This window comes from Paenibacillus sp. J31R109, assembly GCF_059692055.1.
In genome coordinates, this window is sequence record NZ_JCAUAR010000004.1 from 374,954 (window position 1) to 399,165 (window position 24,212).

General features: G+C 47.9%; 25 protein-coding genes. 8 read left to right on the forward strand and 17 right to left on the reverse strand.

Annotation, left to right across the window (positions count from 1 at the left end; translation table 11 throughout):
* Positions 1-31: 31 nt before the first annotated feature.
* From AC58QT_RS14570 to AC58QT_RS14585, 4 genes are read left to right on the forward strand one after another with little or no spacing between them, the layout of a single operon-like run.
* The gene (locus AC58QT_RS14570) at positions 32-1,009 is read left to right on the forward strand and encodes an HD domain-containing protein (RefSeq protein ID WP_497409596.1); all 978 of its coding nucleotides are present in this window, start codon (positions 32-34) and stop codon (positions 1,007-1,009) included.
* Between the two features lie 51 nt (positions 1,010-1,060).
* Entirely contained in the window at positions 1,061-1,636 is a 576-nt protein-coding gene (locus AC58QT_RS14575) for a thymidine kinase (protein WP_497409597.1), read from the forward strand.
* 37 nt (positions 1,637-1,673) lie between these two features.
* The gene (locus tag AC58QT_RS14580) at positions 1,674-2,852 is read left to right on the forward strand and encodes an MGDG synthase family glycosyltransferase (RefSeq protein ID WP_497409598.1); all 1,179 of its coding nucleotides are present in this window, start codon (positions 1,674-1,676) and stop codon (positions 2,850-2,852) included.
* 27 nt (positions 2,853-2,879) lie between these two features.
* Positions 2,880-3,380, forward strand: coding sequence for a hypothetical protein (locus tag AC58QT_RS14585; RefSeq protein WP_497409599.1), 501 nt, complete (start codon positions 2,880-2,882; stop codon positions 3,378-3,380).
* Between the two features lie 33 nt (positions 3,381-3,413).
* On the opposite strand, the gene AC58QT_RS14590 is transcribed toward AC58QT_RS14585, so the two are convergent.
* Genes AC58QT_RS14590 through AC58QT_RS14605 form a run of 4 tightly spaced genes read right to left on the reverse strand, consistent with a single transcriptional unit; the run spans position 3,414 to position 7,573 of the window.
* Positions 3,414-4,163, reverse strand: a complete 750-nt coding sequence (locus AC58QT_RS14590; protein WP_497409600.1) for a PHP domain-containing protein — start codon at positions 4,161-4,163, stop codon at positions 3,414-3,416.
* 20 nt (positions 4,164-4,183) lie between these two features.
* Positions 4,184-4,990, reverse strand: a complete 807-nt coding sequence (locus tag AC58QT_RS14595) for an energy-coupling factor transporter transmembrane component T family protein (protein ID WP_497409601.1) — start codon at positions 4,988-4,990, stop codon at positions 4,184-4,186.
* A complete protein-coding gene (locus AC58QT_RS14600; RefSeq protein ID WP_497409602.1) occupies positions 4,932-6,713 on the reverse strand; it encodes an ABC transporter ATP-binding protein in 1,782 nt (593 codons plus the stop codon). Before AC58QT_RS14600 ends, AC58QT_RS14595 begins: the two co-directional genes overlap by 59 nt.
* A complete protein-coding gene (locus AC58QT_RS14605) occupies positions 6,713-7,573 on the reverse strand; it encodes a DUF8171 family membrane protein (protein ID WP_497409603.1) in 861 nt (286 codons plus the stop codon). Before AC58QT_RS14605 ends, AC58QT_RS14600 begins: the two co-directional genes overlap by 1 nt.
* Positions 7,574-7,756: 183 nt before the next feature.
* On the opposite strand from AC58QT_RS14605, the gene AC58QT_RS14610 reads away from it, so the two are divergent.
* Positions 7,757-8,596, forward strand: a complete 840-nt coding sequence (locus AC58QT_RS14610; RefSeq protein WP_497409604.1) for a MurR/RpiR family transcriptional regulator — start codon at positions 7,757-7,759, stop codon at positions 8,594-8,596.
* A 42-nt stretch (positions 8,597-8,638) separates the two neighbouring features.
* Here AC58QT_RS14610 and AC58QT_RS14615 read toward each other — a convergent pair whose 3' ends face one another.
* On the reverse strand, positions 8,639-9,832 hold the full coding sequence (locus AC58QT_RS14615) for a WD40/YVTN/BNR-like repeat-containing protein (protein ID WP_497409605.1): 1,194 nt from the start codon (positions 9,830-9,832) through the stop codon (positions 8,639-8,641).
* A gap of 185 nt (positions 9,833-10,017) precedes the next feature.
* Between AC58QT_RS14615 and AC58QT_RS14620 the strand changes: the two genes are divergently transcribed.
* Together AC58QT_RS14620 and AC58QT_RS14625 are read left to right on the forward strand one after the other, a co-directional pair.
* Positions 10,018-11,034 (forward strand): peptidoglycan DD-metalloendopeptidase family protein, encoded by a 1,017-nt coding sequence (locus tag AC58QT_RS14620; RefSeq protein ID WP_497409606.1) that lies wholly within the window; start codon positions 10,018-10,020, stop codon positions 11,032-11,034.
* Positions 11,031-11,483 (forward strand): bactofilin family protein, encoded by a 453-nt coding sequence (locus AC58QT_RS14625; RefSeq protein WP_497409607.1) that lies wholly within the window; start codon positions 11,031-11,033, stop codon positions 11,481-11,483. The genes AC58QT_RS14620 and AC58QT_RS14625 overlap by 4 nt, the downstream gene beginning before the upstream one ends.
* An 80-nt stretch (positions 11,484-11,563) precedes the next feature.
* Here AC58QT_RS14625 and AC58QT_RS14630 read toward each other — a convergent pair whose 3' ends face one another.
* From AC58QT_RS14630 to AC58QT_RS14655, 6 genes are all read right to left on the reverse strand, one after another.
* On the reverse strand, positions 11,564-12,589 hold the full coding sequence (locus tag AC58QT_RS14630) for an ABC transporter substrate-binding protein (RefSeq protein WP_497409608.1): 1,026 nt from the start codon (positions 12,587-12,589) through the stop codon (positions 11,564-11,566).
* Positions 12,590-12,602: 13 nt separating this feature from the next.
* Entirely contained in the window at positions 12,603-13,367 is a 765-nt protein-coding gene (locus AC58QT_RS14635) for an ABC transporter permease (protein ID WP_497280538.1), read from the reverse strand.
* A complete protein-coding gene (locus AC58QT_RS14640) occupies positions 13,300-14,139 on the reverse strand; it encodes an ABC transporter ATP-binding protein (RefSeq protein ID WP_497409609.1) in 840 nt (279 codons plus the stop codon). The genes AC58QT_RS14635 and AC58QT_RS14640 overlap by 68 nt, the downstream gene beginning before the upstream one ends.
* A gap of 26 nt (positions 14,140-14,165) precedes the next feature.
* Positions 14,166-15,413, reverse strand: a complete 1,248-nt coding sequence (locus tag AC58QT_RS14645; protein ID WP_497409610.1) for a DUF445 domain-containing protein — start codon at positions 15,411-15,413, stop codon at positions 14,166-14,168.
* 858 nt (positions 15,414-16,271) lie between these two features.
* The gene (locus AC58QT_RS14650) at positions 16,272-16,940 is read right to left on the reverse strand and encodes an HD domain-containing protein (RefSeq protein WP_497409611.1); all 669 of its coding nucleotides are present in this window, start codon (positions 16,938-16,940) and stop codon (positions 16,272-16,274) included.
* On the reverse strand, positions 16,937-17,905 hold the full coding sequence (locus tag AC58QT_RS14655) for a TrmB family transcriptional regulator (RefSeq protein WP_497409612.1): 969 nt from the start codon (positions 17,903-17,905) through the stop codon (positions 16,937-16,939). The genes AC58QT_RS14650 and AC58QT_RS14655 overlap by 4 nt, the downstream gene beginning before the upstream one ends.
* Before the next feature lie 172 nt (positions 17,906-18,077).
* Here AC58QT_RS14655 and AC58QT_RS14660 point away from each other — a divergent pair, with 172 nt between their 5' ends.
* Positions 18,078-18,530 carry a flavodoxin gene (locus AC58QT_RS14660; RefSeq protein WP_497280528.1) on the forward strand — a complete coding sequence of 151 codons (453 nt, stop codon included), beginning with the start codon at positions 18,078-18,080 and terminating at the stop codon, positions 18,528-18,530.
* A 47-nt stretch (positions 18,531-18,577) separates the two neighbouring features.
* Here the strand turns inward: AC58QT_RS14660 and AC58QT_RS14665 are convergent, their stop codons facing one another.
* The 6 genes from AC58QT_RS14665 to AC58QT_RS14690 all read right to left on the reverse strand — a co-directional run bounded on the left by AC58QT_RS14665 (position 18,578) and on the right by AC58QT_RS14690 (position 24,068).
* Entirely contained in the window at positions 18,578-19,264 is a 687-nt protein-coding gene (locus tag AC58QT_RS14665; protein WP_497281551.1) for an MgtC/SapB family protein, read from the reverse strand.
* 144 nt (positions 19,265-19,408) lie between these two features.
* The gene (locus AC58QT_RS14670; RefSeq protein WP_497409613.1) at positions 19,409-20,098 is read right to left on the reverse strand and encodes a response regulator transcription factor; all 690 of its coding nucleotides are present in this window, start codon (positions 20,096-20,098) and stop codon (positions 19,409-19,411) included.
* A complete protein-coding gene (locus AC58QT_RS14675; protein WP_497409614.1) occupies positions 20,095-21,570 on the reverse strand; it encodes a sensor histidine kinase in 1,476 nt (491 codons plus the stop codon). The genes AC58QT_RS14670 and AC58QT_RS14675 overlap by 4 nt, the downstream gene beginning before the upstream one ends.
* 5 nt (positions 21,571-21,575) lie before the next feature.
* Positions 21,576-22,328 carry a DUF2705 family protein gene (locus AC58QT_RS14680; protein WP_310499680.1) on the reverse strand — a complete coding sequence of 251 codons (753 nt, stop codon included), beginning with the start codon at positions 22,326-22,328 and terminating at the stop codon, positions 21,576-21,578.
* Entirely contained in the window at positions 22,321-23,058 is a 738-nt protein-coding gene (locus tag AC58QT_RS14685; protein WP_497409615.1) for an ABC transporter ATP-binding protein, read from the reverse strand. The genes AC58QT_RS14680 and AC58QT_RS14685 overlap by 8 nt, the downstream gene beginning before the upstream one ends.
* Positions 23,059-23,132: 74 nt before the next feature.
* Complete coding sequence (locus AC58QT_RS14690; RefSeq protein WP_497409616.1) at positions 23,133-24,068, reverse strand: hypothetical protein; 936 nt, start codon at positions 24,066-24,068, stop codon at positions 23,133-23,135.
* Positions 24,069-24,212: the final 144 nt, after the last annotated feature.

The following is a 24,212-nucleotide window of genomic DNA, read 5'->3' on the forward strand; positions in this document are numbered from 1 at the left end:
TCCAGATTCCACATCTTAGGAGGAGCTCTGTTTGAGTATACAGCATACTTTTGGGGACGGCTTGATTAGAGAGCCTCTTTACCAATGGCAGCTAGAAGCCCATCCGGTTGAAATTGAGCTTTTCCGCTCTAAGCCGGTACGCCGCCTTAAATTTTTACATCATTTTGGAGCATCAGCTCTGTTTTCACCACTTACACATTCACGATTCGAACATACGGTTGGCGTTTGGTCACTCATGGCCCACTTTTGCCCAGAAGAACCGCTTCTGCGCATCGCGGCATTACTCCATGATATCGGGCACCTGCCCTTCTCCCATGCGGTTGAGCGGACGCTTGGATACAATCATCATCGTCATACGGAGCAATTGATCGGACAAGGCGTCATCGCCGATATCTTAATTAAACATGGCATCTCACCACAGTCTATTATTGATCTTTTGAAGCTAGAGACGCCACTTACGAACAAATCAACGATTCTTGGACTTGATCATCTAGATAGCTTTCTGCGTGATACGTATTATGCGGGTCTGCAGACACTGCCACCATCGGAGATAGTTAAAGGGCTGCGCTTACGAGGTCCCTATATTGAAGCAGATGAGCCTTCAGCCGCGGCACTTGTTGATGCCATCGTCGAAGATCATCGACTTTTCTTGAACCCTCAGTTTCTAGCCATGGATGCGCTGCTGGCGAAAGCAACAGCCCATCACTGTGAGTCTAACCCAGACATGCGGGATCGTATTCCAGCACTTATGGATCATGAATTAATCCAGGAGCTGCTTCAGAGTAACAATGCTACGGTAAGGGAAACCATTCATGTGCTCATGTATGAGCCTCACCGCATTCAAGTTACACAGCAACCTGTCCCAGGCAGTATCGAGGTTAAGATCGGCAAGGTTTACAAAAAACAACCCTTAATCGGTGAAAAACTCGCCTCTGAGGTGAGCTTCCAAGCCGCTGTTAAGCTCAATGAGTTGGATAGCATGGCCGCGACTTACTTTTTTACCATCTAACTTTTATTATGAAATCAACTATCTTACATCCGCAGAAGGGACTGTCCCAGCTTGGCAAAATTGTACTTTCGTTATGGCACGATGAATAGCGGTAAATCCATTGAAGTCTTACGTGTTGCTCATAATTATGAAGAACAAGGCAAAAAAGTACTTCTCCTCACTTCCGTTATGGACGATCGCTTCGGCGTTGGTAAAGTCGCTTCCCGAATCGGTATGCAAAAAGGGGCCATCGTTGTAGACGAGCATCTGGATATGGTCGCCCTCGCGCAGACCGAGCGTCCGAACTGCATTTTGGTCGATGAAGCACAGTTCTTGAACAAAACCCAAGTCTCTCAGTTGATTGAAGTCGTCGATGAACTGGATATTCCTGTTATCGCTTACGGACTTCGCGCTGATTTCATGGGACAATTATTCGAAGGCAGCAATGCACTCTTGGCTGTCGCTGATACAATCGAGGAAATTAAAACCGTTTGTTGGTATTGTGATAAAAAGGCGATCATGAATATGCGCTGCAAAGATGGTGTTCCTATTTTCCATGGCGAGCAGATTCAAATTGGCGGTAACGAAAGTTACGTTCCCGTATGCCGCAAATGCTATGCCTCCAAAAAGAAAGCTGCGCACATCTAAAGTATGGATAGGGTATGTGCAAAGAAAGGTGAGTTCCTTGCGTAAAAAACGGATTCTGCTATTATCCGAGGGCTTCGGGAAAGGTCATACACAAGCTGCTCATGCGCTTTCTGGCGAGCTAAGGCAATCCTCATCAGACATGATAACCCGCGTGATCGAGCTTGGCGCTTTTTTGCATCCTACCTTAGCACCTTGGGTCTTCTCGGCATACCGCCGCACGGTAACATCACAACCCAGACTGTACGGTATGCTCTATCGACATCACTATAATAAAAGGCCGAGTCGTGTAGCCAGTCTTGTGCTGCATCGCATCTTCTATTCACGGACGAAAACCGTCATCAAGCAATTAAAGCCGGACTTGATCGTCTGTACGCATCCATTCCCAAGTATTATTGTCTCTAGGCTTAAACGTGCAGGACTGGACATACCGCTTTTCACCGTAATCACCGATTATGATGCGCATGGCACCTGGATTGATTCGGCTGTAGACAAGTATCTCGTATCGACACCACTTGTTCGGGAACGTCTCATGGACAGCGGCGTTCCCGACAAGCGGATTGAAGTAACAGGTATTCCCGTCCACCCTAATTTCCGAATGGCGCATAGCAAGGAACATATTCGTCAGGAATTTGGTCTCAAAGCAATGCCAACCGTTATGGTCATGGGCGGTGGCTGGGGTGTTTTTAAGAAAGAAGAAAAAGAAGAGATGCTGACTTATTTAGCGAGCTGGAGCAAAGATATTCAGCTGCTGATTTGTCTCGGCACGAACGAGAAAGCACGCCTCCAGCTGCTGGAGGAAGACGCCTTTCGTCAGCCCAATGTCCATCTCCTTGGCTATACAACCGAAATCAGCAAGCTAATGGATATCTCCGATCTGCTGATTACGAAGCCAGGCGGGATGACATGTACAGAGGCGATGGCCAAAGGTATTCCTATGCTGTTCTACAGCCCGATTCCCGGACAGGAAGAGAAAAACTGCACTTATTTTCAGGAAAATGGCTACGGACAACGCATTACATCGCTTGCGATGATTGACCACTGGTTCAAACTGCTGCTCGAGCAACACCCCGAGCTCGTTCAACGTAGAACCGACATCCGTGAAGGCAACAATGAGGAAGAAAGCAGCAGCGCGGCTGCGATCATTGCCTATTTGGAGCAGTCGGACAACCGTTCCTATATTCAGGCATCATCAAAAACACCGCTCATACAATGGTAGTATCCATTGTAAGGGCGGTGTTTTGTTATGAATCCCATTCACCGATTCGGCAAGCAGGCTATATTTGGCTATTTAGTGATCTGGTTTGTCGGCAGCCTATGGATGATGGGTGTGCTAGGGAGTGGATCCTTTGAACGTAAATTAATGGGCGTCGATTTTGCCATCTATCATGAGTATGCCTGCTTTGGGTTCGCAGGTGCGCTTGGTGGTGCGTTGTACGGCTTACGCATGTTCCACGAGCATTATCAGGAGCTTACCACGCAGTGGATCTACTGGTACCTTATGCGGCCAATTCTTTGCTTCGGCTCCGCGATTATCACGATTATTCTTTTCGAAAGTGGCATCATGCTGCTAGAAGTCGGCGACTCTATGTCAGCGCGGATCAGCATCGCCTTTCTGACTGGTTACGGCTACGGGAAGTTCATGGAGAAGCTGCGTGACCTCACTTCGACCTTCTTTAACGGCAAGAATACGAATGGGACGAACGAGAACGGGAATGGCAACGGGAGCGATACGCCTACGAAGTGAGTGGGCGGACCCGGGGCCGTCCGTGAATACCGATTAACACTGACCCGTCAGCTTCAAAGTGCGTTTCACAAACCGCGCGGCAAACACTTTGAGCGCAGCATAGTCGGAAACGTTAATCTCGTATTGATGTTCTGTCAGACATTGGCGCAGTTCGTCAATGGTCTTGCAATCCTTGTATAAGTTGTTTTTAACACAACCAAACTGCACGGGCAAGTGCGAGTCACTCCCGCAAACAACGGGTTTACCCAATTGTTGCCCTAATTGCTGCAACCTTGCAAACGTATCTTTCTGTTTAGCCACATCTTTCCCGTTCAGGTCAAACGCATCAAACCGTTGTAATTGATCATCGCGCAAATGGGTCAGAGGAGTTGAAATGCGTGTAGGATGAGCCCCTATTTTAAGCACATTGAATTGCTCGGCAGTGCCCAATACGTCCTCGAATGTGGGAAACTTGGATTTCTCTGTCTTCGTTGCAAATTGTTTGTGAATTGTACGAATGTCCTCGCGGTTGCCAATTAATAGAATATGCCCCTTCTCTCGAATATCCACTTCCATCCCAGGGAACACCTTAAAGCCATCTACATCATAGTAATCATCGCGATACGTGAAGTGCTGATCCAGCGTATTGTAAATGTCCTCATAGCGTTTTGTGTTAAAATGCTCCGTTAAGGCTAGCGCATCCAAACCGTTTTTTTGTGCGCTGCGTACCATTTTCATAAAATATTCGATTGAAAAATCAATCTTTTTGGACATCTTCGTATGTGTATGGAAATCGATCCACATGAGCTTCTCCTCTTTTCTAATTACATATAGACAATCGTCCCAACGATGTAGATACCTGCTAGATACAACACAGTAGCACCAATAAAAACAGCATCTTTATACGACAATTGCAAATAGGACAACTTCATTCTTTTGGCCTCTTTACTATGAAGTGAATACGTAAATCCTTTCACCTCAAGCGCCTCTACCGTCGTACGTGTTCGTTTGGCCGTATTCAGCAGCATCGGATAGAAGGCTAAGATCGCAATCTTGCAAAGATAGAACAACTTTCTCCCTCTTCCTTCGGGCATACGCCCTCTAAGCCGATAGGAATAAATAATATGCTGATATTGTTCGATTAAGATGGGAATCATGCGGTATCCATAAGAAATTCCAAAGCATACTTGTGCGGGCACACCCAGACTTAACAGCGCATCGCTGAATTTCTCAGGATTGAGACTTGTAAACACCGCGACACTTACTAATGCTACAGACAGTAACTTTAACGTCAATGTAATCATCGCTGTAAAAGCTTCTAAATCTCCGCCAAGGACGAAAGCAAGAACAACCAAATACAACAAGTTGCTTACGGTGCTGATGGCCATTAATCCCATGACAAGTCCGCTAACGCGCGAAATCAGAGCCAGTACGAGCATCGTAATAAATAAGATGATAAGTAGCGCTTGATTATAGATAAACCAAGGAATGATGGCGAAAAGCATATACCATAACAAAAGCACGCGTGGATCAAACTTGGTTAAGAACGTTGTATTAGGTACATAGACGATTTTAAGCAGTGTCAGCTTCAGCCGCTCGATCGATAGATGCGCTAACATCTTGTTGATCATAATTCACTTCCTCTCTACGCAATCGCTGTCTGTCGCAAAACGCATCTACACTTAATGCAGGCGGATGCATACCCATTGTAAGGCTAAGTGATACGATTTGTGGAGGCTGCAGCCCCGCCTTGCTCATGAGTATCGGATCAGTGAATAGCGCTTGCGCTGTCGTGTCTGCCAACACGGCCCCCTGACCAAGTACAATTATGCGATTCGACCAGTCCGCTGCAAGCTGCATATCATGGGTCGCGATCACAACGGTTTTCACTTTACTGTCGACGTGTGAAAGCATAGTCACAACTTGCTTGCGACTAGCTACATCTAGACTTGCCGTTGGCTCATCAAGCAACAGCAGTTCTGGGCGCATGCCCATACCAATTGCAAGCGAGGCCCTTCGCTGTTGCCCACCGCTGAGTAATCTGCCATCGAACTCTTGTATGTCCTTCAGACGAAAATCTTCGAGCAATTGATCCACGTGCTGATTGTAATCAGGAACTTGGCGTGCCCTCTGGAAAAAAGCAATATCAGAACGTATGTTATCCGAAATGAACATTTCCTCCGGTTGCTGATAAATGAAGGCCACTTGCTCGGCTAATTGCTCTGGCGTCACCTTGCTGGTATCTGTACCCAGCACACGCACAGTCCCTTCCGATGGTTTCAGTAATCCAGTAATCAACTTCAGAAGCGAGGATTTTCCCGCCCCATTCCCACCTACAAGCGCAATACGTTCACCCTCATAGAAATCAAGGTTAATCCCATTAAGAATCGTTTTATGGGAACGTTCTACCGTTAGATACTGTTGTGAAACATTGTGAAACTGGGCAATTATTCCGCGTTTTTCTTTGAGAACAAGATTCCCATCATTCGATTCAACACGGTGCTGTGAGTCTAAAGCGCCATACCGATACTGAAATGCGTCTGCGCCTTCCAAAAGCCGCACGGGATAAGGTTTACGATCCGGCTGAAGCTGGTAAGCAGCTTGTGTAACCTGAGGCGGATAAATGTTACGTGCCAGTAAAGCCTCCACTTCATTGAGCGCACTAGTCGTTTCCTTTTTCCATACCAATGTACCTTGATCCATGAGAATGGCATGCTTGCAATAATCCGCAATAAATTCGGTGTGGTGCTCAATGACGATGATGGTGGTACCGAACTTCTCGTTCATCGTTTTCAGCGCTTCATAGATATGAACGGCATTAAGCGGGTCAAGCTGTGCCGCTGGCTCATCCACGATCAGAACCGAAGGCTCCATCACCATGGCGGCTGCAAGAGCCACCATATGCTTCTGGCCCCCGCTTAGCTGCCATATGTATTTATGCTGAATCGAAGTTAGGCCAAGGAGCTCCATGATGCTACAAGCTTTCTCACGATAGTCCGCATAACCGTAATTCATTCTGGCGAAAATCAATTCTTCGAATACCGTTGGTCGAACTAATTGATTCTCAAAATCCTGATAGACATAGCCTACGAACTTAGACATCTCCGATACTGTACTTTGAAGGGGATCCAATGAACATACACGAATTTCCCCTTCAAAATCACCTGCATAAAAGTGTGGGATTAACCCATTCAACGCTTTACATAGCGTGGATTTGCCACTCCCATTACTCCCCATAACGGCAATGAAATCGCCTGATTCAATCGTCAGCGTAACCTGGTGAAGCGCCATGCGCTCCGAACCAGGATAGCAGAACGTAACGTCCTTGAGTGCAATCACAGGAACCTCACTCATTATAGTTTCTCAAAACGTGAGACATTTCCCCGACGTGAAGAAAGCCCAATTAAGGTGACAGCGATAGCAATTAATGCCGTGATGCCAATACCAACCCAGATAAACCCGCCTCCGTACTGATCGACAAAATCCGGTTTCCACTCGCCAAGCTCAATCGACTCACCTAGTACACCCAATAATACAGCAACGATGAATATCCCCACACTAAGGGTTAGTATCGCACCTGCAGTTGCTTTGTACATCTTATTGGTACGTGGCTTCATCCCGAGCAGAGGCTCCAACTTACCGTACAGCTTAGGAATCATAAACATAGCGGGAATGATTCCTACAATTAATCCGGCAATAATCCACTCATTTACATTTTCGATGAGCTCTAGAAGGACGATACTTTGTGGCAAACCTTCAATTGCTTCAAATTCTTTAACCCCCACAGAGACTTTAATAATATCTGCTACCCCGCTCAGCAACTGATCGATTCCAATACCGATCATACCTGCAATGGCAATATTTACTTTGCTTTTGGGATTCGTAACCAACAGACCTGCAATATAGAGCCCGATAAACAACGTCAGCACACCTTCAAATTCCCCGATCCCGCCGAAATCTCCCATCAGCAAATCACCGAAGATTACTTCACCTAATGCGGCTCCGAGCGCTGCGTAAAGCGGGTTGAATAACATGACAAGGATGAGTGCAACAAACCCGAAATACGGGACTCCGATTTCTATAGGTCCGAAACCTACATCAGGAATCAATTCTGTTACCAAATCTGCTAATCCGAAAAGCGCCATGGATAAAACGAAGACCATTAAATTTTGTGATTGATTCCGTTGCTGTTGATTCGTTAATGTTTTACTCATCTCTTAACCTCCCAAATTCTTCTTCTACCTCATGGTAATTGGGAAGTGTTAAGCGAGCGTTAACCTCATTTATTGGTTTTGTAAAAATTATTTCAAGTTAATTAATAATGTAATTTTTATTTCATTTTACTATTGAGGTATTCACGCTAGTATGGTAAAACTGTCTACGAGAGGGTGATACGCATGACATTCAAACGATTCGAAGCAGAAGCTTTATCCGCAGGACATCAGAAAATTGCTGATTTTATTACAAAGAATACCCATCAAGTCCCTTATATGACCGAACAAGATATTGCAGACCAGTCAGGTATCAGTATCGCAACGGTATCTAGGTTCTGGAAAGCGGTCGGGTATGTGAATTTCAAAGAATACAAACGCCAACTGCAAGAAGAAGCCATCCCTACACCTGTGCTAAAAATGAAGGATAAGCTGCAAAAGGTAGCTGACGACGATATTGTAGGAAAAATGATAGAGCTTGAAATGAATCATCTCGCCGTGACCATGGAACGGTTATCACGTGAAGATTTTAATCGTGCTGTACAAGCGATTATCCAAGCAAACCAAATCGTCGTGTATGGGTCTGGACCCTCCCATGCGCTGTGCGAGTTGCTGCACTTTCGACTAAATCGGTTTGGTTATCGCATCAACCATCTAAGTCGCGGGGGATCTGAGCTGTTCGAGGGAGTTTCGCAAATTCGCGAACAGGATGTGCTCATTGTTTTCGGATTTTCCAACACACCGCCGGAAGCAAAGTTGCTGCTTGAAATGGCTATGGAAGCCAGGTGCACCTCCATTCTGATCACAGATCTACTCGTATCTGAGCTTGTGGATGCGGCAACCTGCGTCTTGTATACCTGCAGAGGTGAGCGGCAGGAATTTCATTCCATGGTAGCACCAGTAGCGCTGATCGATTCATTAACTATCGCGCTCGCCAAGCAAGACGAGCAGCGTGCCATTCCGCATTTGCAACGCTTATACGATTTGCGACAGAAGCACGCTTCGTCGTTGCAATATAAGCGATAAAAAAACCACCGCGTTCAGATTGAAGCGCGGTGGTTTGTAGTATTACGGTGCATCGAATGTATGCACCTTATTCCAGTTCACACCACCATTCCGGGTGGTGTACATGACACTCGGCTGCTCATTATCATTCGTGATGAGCCAACCGCTATTCGCGTCTGCCATGCCGAGCAGCAGCTCGCCGTACCCTGTGAACGACTCCGTCCCGTTCACCCAAGTCTTGCCGCCGTCCTTCGTCCATCCGACGGAGTTCGGCTTGTCGCATGCCGGGCAGCTGCCGCCCATAAAGGCTACGTCAGTGTTCACGACGTAGAGCGGGCCGGGCTTCGAGCCCGTGTTCTTCGGCCCCGACGTATCCCCTACAGGGAAGCCTGGGGCCGGACCTCCACCAGCCGTGCTGTTCACCAGCACGGTCTGCCAGGTCTTGCCGCCGTCCCGTGTGTGGAACAGCGAATACGATGTTTGGGTCATCCCCGACTCCCCAATCAGCTCGACCCACGCGTCATCCACACCTGCGGAGCGAATGACGGCGCCTGTTAGTGTCGCTACGGTTGGGCGCGACATCACGGTTTTCCAATTTTGCCCACCATCTTGCGTCCGCAGTACTTCGATCGTGTCTTTCACTTGTCTAACGGCCCAGCCGTTCTTACTGTCATGGTAATAGACATCGCCTGTGATACCATCGGGTACAGGCAGCGTCTTCCATTTAACACCGCCATCCACAGTCTGAGCATTCCCGCTATAAGCTTCCTGCTTCGATACGAAATGGAGGAACGCTTGATTCGGAACAGTACCGACTGCTGACCAATGTGCGCCGCCATCATGGGTGCTCAACAGCTTCCTCGTAGTTTCTTCCGTTGCCCAGGCGTCCTGATCATTCAGGGCAAATAACTGCGCCACTTCTCCAGCCCCAGTATATTGCAAATTCCACTTCACGCCGCCATCATCGGTACGAGCGATCCAGCCCTTGCCGCCAATCCACCCTTTCCCCGCATCAGCGAGTCTTACTGCTGTTACTCCCTGCAAACGTGTTGTTGATGTTGGATCGCTGCCTTTGGCAGGCACGGTCGGCGCCGCTGATCCAGGTGCAGCCGGGCTCGTTGTTGGCTCCGTTGTAGCCACCACACGGGGACTCGGTGAATCCGAAACGGTCACATTTCCACTTGTTTGTCCTGAAGATTTACACCCTGTTAAGGCCAGAGTGGTTATCGCCAACAGCAGCAGTGCCCTTTTTAACATAGGAATGTCTCCCTTCACTTGCCTGTGTAGTTGATATTTCATAGACGTTACCAGAGAGGGAAAAGTTGATCTCGCATCCTTAACATCTTCCCCTGAATGCGAGAAATTAGGCATGACTCATCCATCTGTGGAATACAATCGTAAACAAGAAGGGGGACTTCGTTACGGAGAGGGAGGAGGATCTGTTGAAATTCATTTGGGGCAAAAAGGAACTGACCTTCATGATCATTCCGGGTGCCAACCGCCATACCGTAAGATTCAAGCTTCCGCACAGCTCACTGTATATTGTGCCTAGCGTGATCCTGCTTGTACTAATGGGATTCTTGGTAACCATCTACTTGATGAATACCCAATCTCACCAAACTCAAAACAGCATGCAGCAAGCTTTCGATGGACAAGAACGTCAGTTGGTTGATCAAATTACACATAAAACAAGTGAGCTGGAGAAACTACAAATTGATTTGATTGATTTGGCTCAGCAGGCGGATGAATTTAAGGTAAAGCTCGAGGAAATTAAGAAACTGGATCATGTGATCGAACTCATGAGTCAGCCAGAGGGTATAAACGGGACAAGCAAGAAGGTTTCGAGCATCCCAAGCACCAAGCCCGTGAATGGAACGAATGTGGATGTTGGCGGCAGCGATGTACCTGTCACAATAGATGATGTATCTACCCTCGTAAGCGATACCAAGCAAGGGCTTTTTTCATTAGTAGGCGATATTAATGCGCTCCTCGTCAATCTCAACGAATCAGAAGCCAAAATTAAAGAAGCCGAGAGGCTGCGCAGTATTACACCCACACTTTGGCCAATCACCTCGCATAGTATCACCTCAGGCTTCGGCATCCGCATCGATCCTTTTACATTCAGGCCTTCTATGCATACGGGGTACGATATCGATGGTGAATACAATGACCCGGTGTTCGTAACTGCCGCAGGAAAAGTTATTGCCGTTGGCTTTGATGGTGAGTTAGGCAATTACATCATTGTTGATCATTCAAGAGGCATTGAAACGGAATATATGCATTTGAATAAAATATTGGTAAAACGCGGAGAATCTGTAACAAAAGGTCAACAGATCGGTCTCGTTGGTTCCACTGGACGCAGCACGGGCTCCCATCTTCATTATGAGGTTCATAAAAATGGCGTACAGATTGATCCCAAACCCTATCTCATTTCAGATCGAAAGGATGAACGCAAATGATTGGAAGCTCGAAATTGAAACGAATCGATGCCAAAACAACGGATACGCTGATCGGAGGCAGTACGATCTGTGAAGGCAAAATCATGTCCGAAGCCAGCCTTCGCATTGAGGGGCAAATGAATGGTGACATTGAATGTGCCGGTGACATCACCATTGGTGAGAACGCTGTCGTACAATCGAATATCCATGCGCGCGATGTGATCGTTGCCGGCAAAGTGAAAGGCAATATTTATACGAAGGGGAAGCTGATTGTGACAAGCTCTGGCGTGTTAATTGGCAATATTGATGTACGGTCCTTCATTATCGAAGAGGGCGGTATCTTCCAGGGAAGCAGTGCGATGAATGCCATAGCGGCACAAGCGGATAAAAGCAGCGGCGGCAAAGTTATCGATGCTAAGGCACATAAGCAGCAAAAAAATGAGCAACAAGCCGCTTCTGGTGGAAACTAGAGCAGCATCATATACAAAGAGCTCGTCTTCATCTGCCTACGGCAGGTGTGACGAGCTCTTTCTCATTACCTTCATTCCCCTTATTTCCCAGCCCTCACTTCGGCCAGCATAGAGAGATCCACGAACGGGCTAAGATCCAGTTGCTCTGGCTTGATGCCCTTAATATATCTAGCACCGATCGATACCTTCGCCATCTCTTCCATCACCTTCACATCAACGTCAGTGGTCAACTTGAGGCGGCTGAGCGAGGCTTTAATCAAGCTTTTATCCATGCCCTTGCCACTGTACTGCTTCAACTGATTGTTGATAAGATCGTAGGCTTGGTCGGGGCTATTTTGAATGAATGCGATGCCATCCATGTTGGCTTTAATGGCACCTTTCACCATGTCGCGATGGTGTTGGATGAACTTGTCGCTTGCCACCATAATCACGGTTGGATAGTCACCTTGGTTTGGCGGGATCGCCTGCCAATCAACGACGACTTTACCGAGTCCGGCCTTCTCAATCTGTGTTCCCCAAGGCTCTGGGACCAAGGCTGCGTCGATTTCCTTCTGACGGAAAGAGATCAGCGTATCCGAAGGTGAACGTACAATGAGATGCGCGTTATCTACGCCTCTCCCTAGTGCAATGCCTGATTGCTGTAGGAGCAAACGCAATGAGATTTCATTCGTGTTGCCCTTCGCGGGAATCGCGATGGTTTTATCTCGTAAGTCATCTGTCGTCTGGATACCTGCATCTGATCTCGCAACCAGTACGGCACCGCCGTTATTGGATCCGGAGACAACGCGGAAATTGCCGCTTTTCAAGAAAAAAGTCGTCGCAGGCCCAGGACCTACAAAACCAACGTCGATATCTCCCGTCGCCATCGCAATAGACAGATCGGACCCATTATCGAAGGGTGTCACTTCTATCTTCACTTCATCGCCCCATTCGCGGGCAAAATAGCCTTTTTCCAGCGCGATGTAAGCGGCTGCGTGTGTGACATTTTTGAATACACCGACCCGAACGACCTGTGGCTTACCTGTTGCGGTCAGCTTCTCCTCGCAGGCGCTAAGCAGCGTAACCGCGAGCAGAAGCAGCACAAGTACTTTGATGCGTTGCACCATCCCGTTCACTCCCCTACGACTTGGAGCCAGCGAGGCCGTAGCGCTCTAGCACTTTATCTTCTAGTTTTTTGAAGCAAAAATGGTCCGAAACCGTACCGAGCACAGCGATAATAATAACGATACAGAGCATCAGTGAGGTGTCACCGAGATTCCGTCCATCCTGTAAAAGCTGTCCCAGCCCCGCTCCCTTGGCAATCAGCTCACCTGCCACAAGCGCTCGCCACGCGAAGGCCCATGCAGTACGCACACCATTGATTAAATGTGGAAAAGCGGCCGGAATCATAACTTGAATGAACAGATTAAACCCATTTCCCGTTCCCATGGTCTGAGCTGCACGTAGATATATCGGCGGGATATTCTTGATACCCGTGCGGCTCGCCAATGCCATCGTCCACGTAGCACCGAGCGTCGTAATGAAAATAACCGAAGATTCGTTAAGACCGAACCATATAATAGCAAAAGGCAGCCATGCAATACTCGGAATGGTCTGCAACGAGACAACGAGGAAGCCCAGCGTGTCATCCAGTAAGCGGTACCGGGCAAATAGGAACCCTAACGTCGTCCCTATCGCGAGTGAAAGAGCAAAGGAAATGAGCAACCGCAGCATACTAGCTCCCGCAGCTTGCAGCAGTTCGCCGTGCACGATACCGTCGTAGAACGCTTGCAGCGTCTGCGTAACGGAAGGGAACTTCCATCCCCAGTCGAAAATCCTAAATCCCGCCTCCCAAGCTATCAGCAGCAGTACCAGAAAAATCGTTCTTCTTAATGCTGTACTCATCACCAGTCTCCTCTCTCACCACTTTCTCCAGCTCATCCGCCAGTGCGTCCATAATCAACGCCTCCATATGATGGAGCACAGAATCGCTGCTATCGCGAGGTCTCGCTGCTTTGACAGCGAACTCCTTCTTGATCGTGCCGGGACGTGTGGACATCACCAGAACCCGATCCGACAGGATGACCGCTTCGCGAATATTGTGGGTAATGAAGAGAATCGTTTTGCGCGTACGCATCCATATTTCTTCTAATTCTTTATGCAAAATAAGGCGTGTTTGCTCATCTAAGGCCGCAAAAGGCTCGTCCATCAGCAAAATTTCTGGATCCATCGCCAGCGCTCTGGCAATGGCTGCCCGCTCCTTCATCCCGCCTGACAGCTCATGCGGATAACGATCCGCAAAGCGGCTTAAATGCACGGCTTTGATCTGTTCCATCGCCATCTCGATGCGCTCTTTCTTCGCAATCCCCTTCTGCTTAAGGCCGAAGGCGACATTATCTAGAACCGTCAGCCAGGGGAACAACCCATGCTCCTGAAAAACGACGACGCGATCCGCGCCGGCGCCAGTAACCTTTTTACCATTGACCTGAATGATGCCTTCAGACTGCGTATCAAAGCCTGCGACTAGGTTTAGAACCGTCGACTTTCCGCAGCCTGAAGGGCCAAGCAGGGAGACGAACTCCCCTTTTTTTATCGTCAAAGTAATGTCATCCAACGCCTTGTAGCTGCCGCCGATTCGTTGAACGAACGTCTTGCTGACTCCCTTTATCTCGATCAAGCTTTCTCATCCCCTACGTTGTCGCATTAGAATAACATTTTCAAGCCTGCCAAGCCTAACCCAATGATAAAACCACAAATTGCCCCATTCACCCGAATCCATTGTAGATCGCTGCCGATCTTCTCTTCCATCAGAACGGTTAACTTCTCGTTGTCGAGTTTGTCTAGGTTTTCTTTCACCAGTTGGCCGATTTTACTATGGTTTTGTTCCACATAAGAAGCGATCTGCTCTTGAATCCAGTCTTCCCCCTTGTGCAGCATTTCGGGGTTTTCACGTATGGATAGGAGCATTTTGCGAATGATCGGTACCACGTGCTGAGGGACAAAGTCCGGTTCATCGATGAAGGCTTCTGCCTTCTCTTTTAATTTGGTGAGCATAAGTGTCAGCTTCTCGTCTAAGTCAAACAGTTCAGGAAGCTTGGATCTCAGTTTATCCAGCTCCGCATTTAGCTGTGGATTGCGCTCCAACTTATGCAGTTCGCTTCGGATAAAAGTAAGCACAGATTCCCGGCGCGGATGGTTTTTCGTGCGCATTTGGTCGATGTAACTCAGCACGAAATTCTGGATGATACCGCCGATTTTCTCCTCATTCACCATGCCGATGAAAGCATTCACAGCAAAAGCCATGAAACCATTGGACTGCAAGCCTTCAAACGCTTTGATCGCCATCGCGCCGAGTTGGTCGCGTGTATCCGCTTTGAGCGCCCAAGCTGCCACTTTATCGAGGACAAAATCAAACGTTTTGCCGTCGTATCCACCGTTCTCAATGGTGTCCACAAGGGTGCGAACTAGTCGACTTGTATCTACGTCTTGAAGCGCTTTATGAATCTCCTCTGCGATAAGAGGAGTTAATTTCTCTAAATCAATTGCTTGTAGCGCTTGCTTGGCTAGCGCAGTAAGCCCTTTGTGCAGCGACGCATTGTCTAGTTGCTTATCTGCGAGCTCTAATCCTCGCTCCAAGAAACGAATTTGCTGCAAGCGTGCGCGAATCGTTTCTTTGGAGAGCAGCTCATTCTGCACCGTGGAAACGAGCGCCTTCGTAATCTTCTCCCGATTGTTCGGCAGCAACGCCGTGTGCGGGATGGGAATGCCCAGCGGATGACGGAACAAAGCACTGACTGCGAACCAGTCGGCCAAACCACCGACTACCCCTGCCTCGAACCCGCCTTGCAGGAACGCACCCCATACCGTTGAAGATACCGGCAATGTGGCTAAAAATCCGGCGCCCATGACGCCAAGTGAAACCGTTGCTATATACTTAGCTTCTTTTTTCATCGTTGTAACATCTCTTTCCGCGTGAGGTTGATGATTCATTCTTTCTATTTTATCACATTTTGGAAGGAAAGGTGGGAGGGGTGTTGGCGGGCAGCTAGTTTGACCCATATGACGTGGCTCGCTGTGTGAGAGGTCGATTATTGCTGGCTCAGTAGTGCATCTGCTCGGATTCTACTGAGACGTCGAAAATCGCTCGCTCGGTTAACTGGTTAGGCTCAAATGTCGTGATTCCCTGCGTGAGACGTCGATTATTGCTGCCTCAGTAGCGCATCTGCACGGATTCTACTCTGAGACGTCGAAATTCGCTCGCTCAGATGACTAATTTGACTCATGTGACGTGGCTCACTGTGTGAGACGTCGATTATTGCTGCCTCAGTAGCGCATCTGCTCGAATCTCACTCTGAGACGTCAAAATTAGCTCGCTCGGTTAACTAGTTAGGCACATGTGACGTGGCTCACTGTGTGAGACGTTAATTGTTGCTGCCTCAGTAGCGCATCTGCACCCATCTCACTCTGAGACGTCGAAATGAACTCGCTCGGCTAACTAGTTAGGCTCAAATGTCGTGATTCCTTGCGTGAGAAGTCAATTATTGCTGCCTCAGTAACGCATCTGCACCCATCTCACTCTGAGACGTCGAAAATCGCTCGCCGGCTAACTAGTTGGGCTCAAATGTCGTGGTTCCCTGTGTGAGACGTCGATTATTGCTGCCTCAGTAGCGCATCTGCAACGATCTCACTCTGAGACATCGAAATTTGCTCGCTCAGATGACCAGAAATTCACCGAGGTCGTAAACTACAAGGTTTATCTGTATATGACTAAGAAAAAAAGAGCCACCGAGTGGCTCTTTCTTATAATTCTTATCGCTCGCCTTCCCACTCTGCATAAAATTGCTGCAGATAGAGCTCCATAAAGCGATGCCGCTCCTCCGCGAGTTGCCTCGCGTAGGCCGTATTCATAAGCTCCTTCAACTTGAGGAGCTTCTCGTAAAAGTGATTAATCGCGGTGTCATTGCCCCCGCGATACTCCGCTTCCGTCATCTGCTCGCGCGCGATGACGGAAGGATCATGAATCGGGCGGCCTTTCCAGCCCGAATAGGCAAACACGCGCGAGATGCCCACCGCGCCAATGGCATCCAACCGGTCGGCATCCTGCACGACCTGGCCTTCAAGCGTGCGCATCGGAGGCCGCGCGCCGCCCTTGAAAGACATCGTGCTGATGATCTCCAGCACGTGCTCTACCTGCGCCGCCGGCGTGCCGCTCGCGGCGAGCCAAGCCTCCAGCTCGCGCTGCGCCGCAGCTGGATCGGCGTTCAGCTTCTCGTCGACGACGTCGTGAAGCAACGCCGCAAGCTCGCAGACGAAGCGATCAGCGCCCTCCTGGGCGGCGATGCGTTTCGTCGTTTGTACCACGCGATATATGTGCCACCAATCGTGGCCGCTGCTATCGCGCTCTAGCTTTTCCTTCACGAGCGCCTCCGCCGCGAGTAGTAACCTCTTTTGACCTTCCACAAGCTCTTGTTCCATCATTTCTTCTTCTTCCTCTTTCCTTGTTCCAGCTTCTCAGGACTATCTTCTCTAGCCTCATCACTCATAATCTTTCCGTTAGATACACCCTCATCGAGTCTACCCAGCTCCGCAGTAGTCTCACTCCCAGAATGAAGCTTAAGTGCAATCAATTTGCCCTCTTCCATTTTCTTCGGTTCAGGCACTTTGCCATCTATTTGTTTTTGTATGATTTTCTTGAAATTTTTCCCGTATTTATCCTCGAGCTTCGTCCCCATATCCTGCTGAAGCTCTTGAAACACAACACTGCTGCAAAAATGATTATACAGCATTTCCACCATAGCTGGATGCTCGGTTAGCATAGCCACCGTCGGATCTTCCACACCACGCGTGCCAACGATCGCCAGTTTGCGATCAATAAGCAGCGCGAATTTACGTCCCTGCTGACCCTTCAGACCTTCCACTCGTTTTCGGGCAAAAGGGTAGAAACCAGCTCCCGCTTCGCGTGTCGGCATAACAATTACACGTACGCCTTGCGTAGCAGCTTCGCGAATGTCATCCTTCAGCAGCTTTGCTTCCTCTGGTGACAAATCACAAAAAGCCTCTTCCTTCGCTCTCTTCAATTCCGAGCGGATTCGCTCGATAACCTTGGTTTCACCTTCCAAGCTGAAATACTCAGAACGTTGCGCCTCTTGCTTAGGCAGGTGCTCTTTCACGTAGCGGATAGAGGCTTGCAGCTCCGCTTCCATTCGCTCGCCGATTTCCTCGATCGGCACACTTTGATACACAGTGGGTTCACCATGACTTGTGAGCACAGCGCCTTTTTCTGCGAGCTTTTGTAAAGCTGCGTATACGTTTGAACGCGATACGCCGAGCCCCTTGGCAATTTCGTAGCCAGTTTGCGTGCCATTCACGGCAAGCACGTGCAAACACTTAGCTTCTAGATCCGTGAAGCCAAGGTTTCTCAAATGCTGTAGAACATTCTCCATGGCGCAGTCCCCCTCATATCCCTATTGTAGCACGATGATTGCCTAGTCGTACTGCTCTACAGTACGATAATTATAAAATTTATTGTTGACAATGATAATCATTATCATCTAATATGATGGAAGTTAATGGGTTGCCAAAAACGGGTTGCTAAAAACTAATAGGAGGTTCACCATGTCCAAAATTATTATCGTCTATGCAAGCATGTCTGGAAATACGGAAGAACTAGCCGAGGCTATTGCAGCTGGCATTCAAGAAGCTGGCATCGAACCTGTTCTCAAAAACGTGATGGATACCAATGCAAGTGAGCTCGAGAAGTATGAAGGTGTTCTGCTTGGTGCTTATACATGGGGAGATGGCGATCTGCCTGATGAATTCGAAGATTTTTACGATGACATGGATGATATCAATCTGGATGGCCGCAAGTTCGGCGTATTCGGTTCAGCTGATTCCTCTTACACGTATTTTGGTAAAGCAGTGGATACACTCGAAGAGAAATTAGCGGAAATTGGTGGAGAAAAAGTATTTGATGGCTTCAAAGTTGAGCTTAATCCGAGCAAGGATGAGAAACAACAATGCCACGAACTCGGTCTCAAATTCGCAGCTGCTCTGGGCGTTTCAGCCTAAAAAGAAAGGCCGGATAGCAGCCCTGCGGCCACAATCCGGTCCTTTTCTTACAGCGTTTCAACTTCGGCGATTTCGATATAGGCCATGCTTTTCATTTCATCGAACACTTCGGAAGCATATTTGCGATCCACATACACGATGAAATTGAGCTCTTGCAGCTCCTGGTTCAACTCTTTGATATGAACGCTTTTCATTTTGTACCCTTTGCCAATAATCTCTTTGATAATCGCTGTTAGGTTTCCGTCATGGGATACGATAAGTCGTACACGCAGATCTTTCATGATCAGCGGTCTTGGTCCCATTTTTTTAATAAAATAAGGCAATACGATTACGCTGATGAGAATAAGCAGAAGTCCGAAAAAGGCTTCAATGTAGAACCCCGCCCCAACTGCAATACCAAGCCCTGCAGCGCCCCAAATCATCGCAGCCGTCGTCAGTCCGATAATGACATCGTTGTGCTTGCGCAGAATAACACCAGCTCCGAGAAAACCGATCCCGCTGACCACTTGCGCCGCTAACCGCATGGGATCCATCACATGCAAACCAGCAACTGCGTACTTGTTCGCCGATTCAATGGACACAATTGTCAGTAAGCAGCTGCTTAAGCAAATAACAAGCGATGTTTTAAGTCCGAGCGGTTTATTTCTAATTTCCCGTTCCAATCCAATAATTAATCCAAAAATGGCTGAAATCCCTAGTTTCATTAAAATATGTAGATCTACAGTAAATTCCATCATCGCCTGCTCCTCTTGTTAAGTAACCTTTACAATATCTTAACAAAGTAACGAAGTAAATAACCATTTGTAATTTAGAAATATGTTTATGCCGACAACCAAAAAGCCTGAGACGAGTTCGTTCACTCTCCCAAGCTTAGCTAGTTAGATTCGGAAACGATAACCCGCTCCCCAAATTGTTTCAATATATTGTGGATTGGAGGGATCCTGCTCCACTTTCTCTCGAAGCTTACGAATATGTACGGTTACTGTGGCAATCTCCCCCATCGCGTCCATACCCCATAACAGATCGAATAATTGCTCTTTGCTATACACCCGATTCGGATTCATCGCCAGATGGGTCAGCAGGTCAAATTCTTTGGTCGTAAACATAACTTCCTTGTCATTCACGAACACGCGTCGCGCTGTTTTATCAATCATCAAACCACGAATACGAACCTCATCGTTCTTCGACTCGCGTTTCCCCATCAGCCGTTCATAGCGAGCCAAATGGGCTTTCACTCTAGCCACCAGCTCACTTGGGCTAAATGGCTTGATCATGTAATCGTCGGCGCCAAGACCCAGGCCGCGTATCTTGTCGATGTCTTCTTTTTTGGCAGAAACCATGACGATGGGAATGTCCTTCACACTGCGAATGCGCCGGCAAATTTCAAAGCCATCCATAATCGGGAGCATCAGATCGAGAATCACGAGATCATAGTCAATCGCTAGTGCCCGCTCAAGTCCACGCTCACCGCTAGTCTCAATATCAACCTCATACCCGCTAATTTCCAAATAATCACGTTCGAGCTCGGCAATGCTTTGTTCATCTTCTACGATTAAAATCCGACTCATGCTTCGCTTCCCTTCCCTTGATGGCGTGGTAAGGCCATAAACACCGTGGTGCCCTGCCCAACCACACTAGTTGCCCCAATTCGCCCGCCATGTTCTTCGATAATCTGCTTCGCAATAGCAAGTCCTAGCCCGCTGCCTCCTGTTGCCGTATTGCGTGAAGGATCTGCACGGTAGAAGCGGTCAAAAATATGCGGCAGCGCCTCCTCTGAGATGCCCTGGCCGTTATCCTTGATCTGAATGATGGCAAACTCGCCTTCACGCAGCACACTTAGTGTGATCTGGCAGCTGCCATCTTCACTATATTTGACAGCATTTTCTATAATATTAAGAAGTACCCGTCTAAGCTTATCCCGATCCGCTGTAACCAAGATTCGCTCCTGAGGCAGATCGGCGAGTGTAAACTGGACTCCTTTTTTCTCCATATCAAATTGTAATTCCTGCGCACAATCCTGCACGTAAAGTCCTAGATCGACGGTTTCGAATTGAAACGGAACTTTACCCAAATCCAGCTTGGAAAATAGAAACAGCTCATCAATGAGTCGATCCATATCCGCTGCTTTGTTATAGATGGTTCGAACATATTTATCCAGCTTATCTGGTGAATTCGAAACGCCATCCATGATGCCTTCGACATAGCCTTTGATCGCGGTGACTGGCGTTTTCAGATCGTGGGAAATGTTCGAAAGAAGTTCTTTGCGATTTTCTTCATATTGGAGCTGCATCTCTACGGATTGTTTCAGCTTGCGACGCATTTCTTCAAATGCGATGCTCAGCTCGCCCAGCTCATCCATGCGATGAGGGACAATCTCAAAGTCCAGGTTACCTTCTTTGATATCTTCCGCTGCTCGCTTCAAAGCGCGTAACGGTCTTATTATGCTGCGCGAAACGAAATACGTCAGCACGCCATTGGTAGCAATGAGGATGAAGATAAACGTTAAGAAAACCGTTTTTGAAAATTTGTGCAAATATTTCTGAAAAGGACCGCCATCTAGAAACACAAATACGGTACCTTTACTCTGATCCGAAAATAAAAAATCCTGCTGTCTAGTTATCCACAGGGAACCTTGATTACGTTGGAATTTACCTTGCGGCGTGCCATATAGCGGCAGCAACGCGGTGTTCCCAGCTTCGCCTTCCTTCAGATAGGAAGATGCATACGTAATGGTTTGATCCTTCCGAATAATGAGTCCCATATTGATTTTATGGAACCGCTCGTTCAAGTCTTTCACAAATGTCTCCTGGAGGAAGACATCAGGATCTGATTCAATTTTGGCCTTAATATACGCCACATTTTCCGCTTCCTGATCCACGACGCGCTTAATGGGATTGCCATGCGAAAAGTCGACATCAAAGACCGATTTCATACTGCCGAACGTGGCGATGCTGATTAGGATAACGGCTAGCCCGAAAAGCACAAGCGGTACAAGCAGCATGGCTATATAGGACAAGACTAGCCGAAAGCGAATCGACATCGGGTTCAGAGCTCCTTTTTATCAAACAAATAATAACCTGCTGTAAAAAATAGTATACTGCACGCTATCAAAAACATAAAGATCGAAAGGATCTTGCTCCCCACAATCGAACCGCCAACCCATAGCATATGCCAATCCATGTAAGCTGTCGGGGAGTAAGTTGCAATCTGCGGTAAAAAGAAGGCTGCAACCTTAAAAGCCAGATACACTAGGATGCTCACCGTTAACGCAGAGCTGCTGCTTGAGAAAAACTGTGCCAGACAAACCGCTGCAACACTCAAGACTAGCAGAGGTACGAAGGCCGCGCCATAAGCAAGAAGCCAATTGGAGAGGGTTCCGATGCCTCCGAAATGCTGAAAAAATAGGGCAGCAATCACGGATGCTACTAGAGCTACTATTAAATAGAGCGCAATGTAAATGGCGAGTGCTAACTGTTTGGAAGCAAACACTTTGAATCTGGAAAGTGGCCGGGTCAGAATATTTTTCATCGTACGATCACCCATTTCACCAGAAAACACATCCGCAGCTCCCATGAACACGAATAAAGGCAAGAAAATCGTTGTGAATAAACCCAGCATCACAATGGGAAAATCCTTCGCAGCAATCGCGCCGATACCGATGCCCTGCTGAAATCTCGAGAGCAAGATGCCTGCTAGGATGGGCAGCAGCAAGGTTACGGCTAGGAAGAAGATGGTTTTCTTCTTGTAGGCGAGTTTCAGCGTCTCATTCCAGACGTTAGCTGTTAGTATGCTAGGCATGCGCGGCTAGCCCCCTGACTTCTTGAATTTCTCGCAGGTAGGCGGCTTCCAATGAGGGGCTGCCTTTGAGCAAATCGGAGACTAATCCCTCACGGATAAGCTTTCCTTGATGGATAATGCCAATCCGATTACACATTAACTCCATTTCGTGGATGAGATGAGAAGAGATTAGAAACGTTATCTGTTCCTCTCGCGCTAACCGTAGGATGATTTCACGAATGTGAACCATGCCCTCGATATCCAGACCGTTCGTAGGCTCATCGAGAATGAGCAGTTCTGGCTTAGCAAGCATCGCGGCCGCTAGTCCCAGCCTTTGCTTCATGCCCAGTGAGTAACCCGCTACTTTTTCATGCTGAAAAGGAGTGAGATCTACAATCTCCAGCACTTCATCCACACGCTGCTTGCTCACCTCTGGGTACAATCGCGCTGCTTGCTCCAGATTTCTTCTACCGCTCATGTAGGTGTAAGCTTCTGCTGTTTCGATCAATACGCCGACCTTCGCCATCGCTTGCTCATACTGTGTTTTCACGTCGTAGCCGAAAAGCTTCACCTCGCCTTGCTGCGCCTGAGAAAGGCCTGTCATGATCTTCATGACGGTTGTTTTTCCCGCTCCGTTCGGCCCAAAAAAGCCATAAATATCACCGCGCTGCACGGTCATATTAACCGCATGGATGCCGCGCAGGTTACTGAAAATCTTCGTTACTTGGCTCATCTCAACGATGTGCTTCACACGGCCTCCGCCTTTCAATAAGGAAGTGAGGAGGTCAACTGTGGTTGACAGCTCCTCTTTGATATAAGTAATGCTTAGTGCTTATCTCCCCAGTTTTTGTGGCCCGACAATTCGTCAAATTTCACGTTCTCTACGCGCTTCCCGCTCAAATCAACCGTATCCGGCGTCGTCGAGTTCAAGCTGGACAGCGTCATGTCAATGCGAAGCACAACATCATGTTCGGCGCCTTGAGCATCTTTACCCGACAAATGAATTTGCGCCGACTGACTCGTAATGTGATCATCCTCATCCACGCTTGCATTTACTTCCACTGCGTCCATTGAGATGTCGGAAGAAAGCTGCGGCAGACTATTTCTTAATGTCGCTAGGTCGATACCGAGCGTATTGGCTTTGGTTGGCATAGGCTCATCTTTGGCCATCACACCATGTTTGATCACGAGTGAACCTACCGTGTTCACAACGGGAGAGATTTGACTGCCGGAAAGCTTGAAATGAATTTCTTTGCCGTTTCCTGCCGTATCGTCCATCGTGACATAATTTTTCAAATTGCCCACCAATGTATCTACAACATTTTCCACTTCGCTGATGACTTCAGGGTCTGGGGTATGATTGCCTTTGTTATGTCCTTTGAACTTCGACGGTGCGTTGTCACCTTCAATGACTTTGTAGACGTCAGAATCTGCTGTTTTGACAATCTGCTTGCCATCTTGGCTGTAGAATTGAATGGTTTGCTGCTCATTCGTGCCACTGGTTACATTCACTTGTGCACTTCCAGCGTGATCGGCTCCGCCGGTTTTAATCGTTGATTTTACTTGAAGCAGGGAAGCTCCATTGTCCTGTAAAGACACGTTGACCTGGCGCGTTACGTTCTTAATTGTCGCTGTTTGTTTCACTGCTGATTTGAAAGCTTCATAACCGGGAGCCTCTCCCACACCTGCATATACGGAAGTCACTAGCATCATGCTGCCTACAGCTACACCTAATCCCAACATCGCTAACTTCTTATTCATCTCGTCCTGCCTCCGCGTAATCCATACGCTTTCTCTAATTTGGCCGCGCTACTTGCGCTTCCATATTGACTATCTTAGCCCTCAAGACTTAATTGCCACTAAACCGCCTATTAACACGGGCTAAAACAATTCTTAAATTTTTCT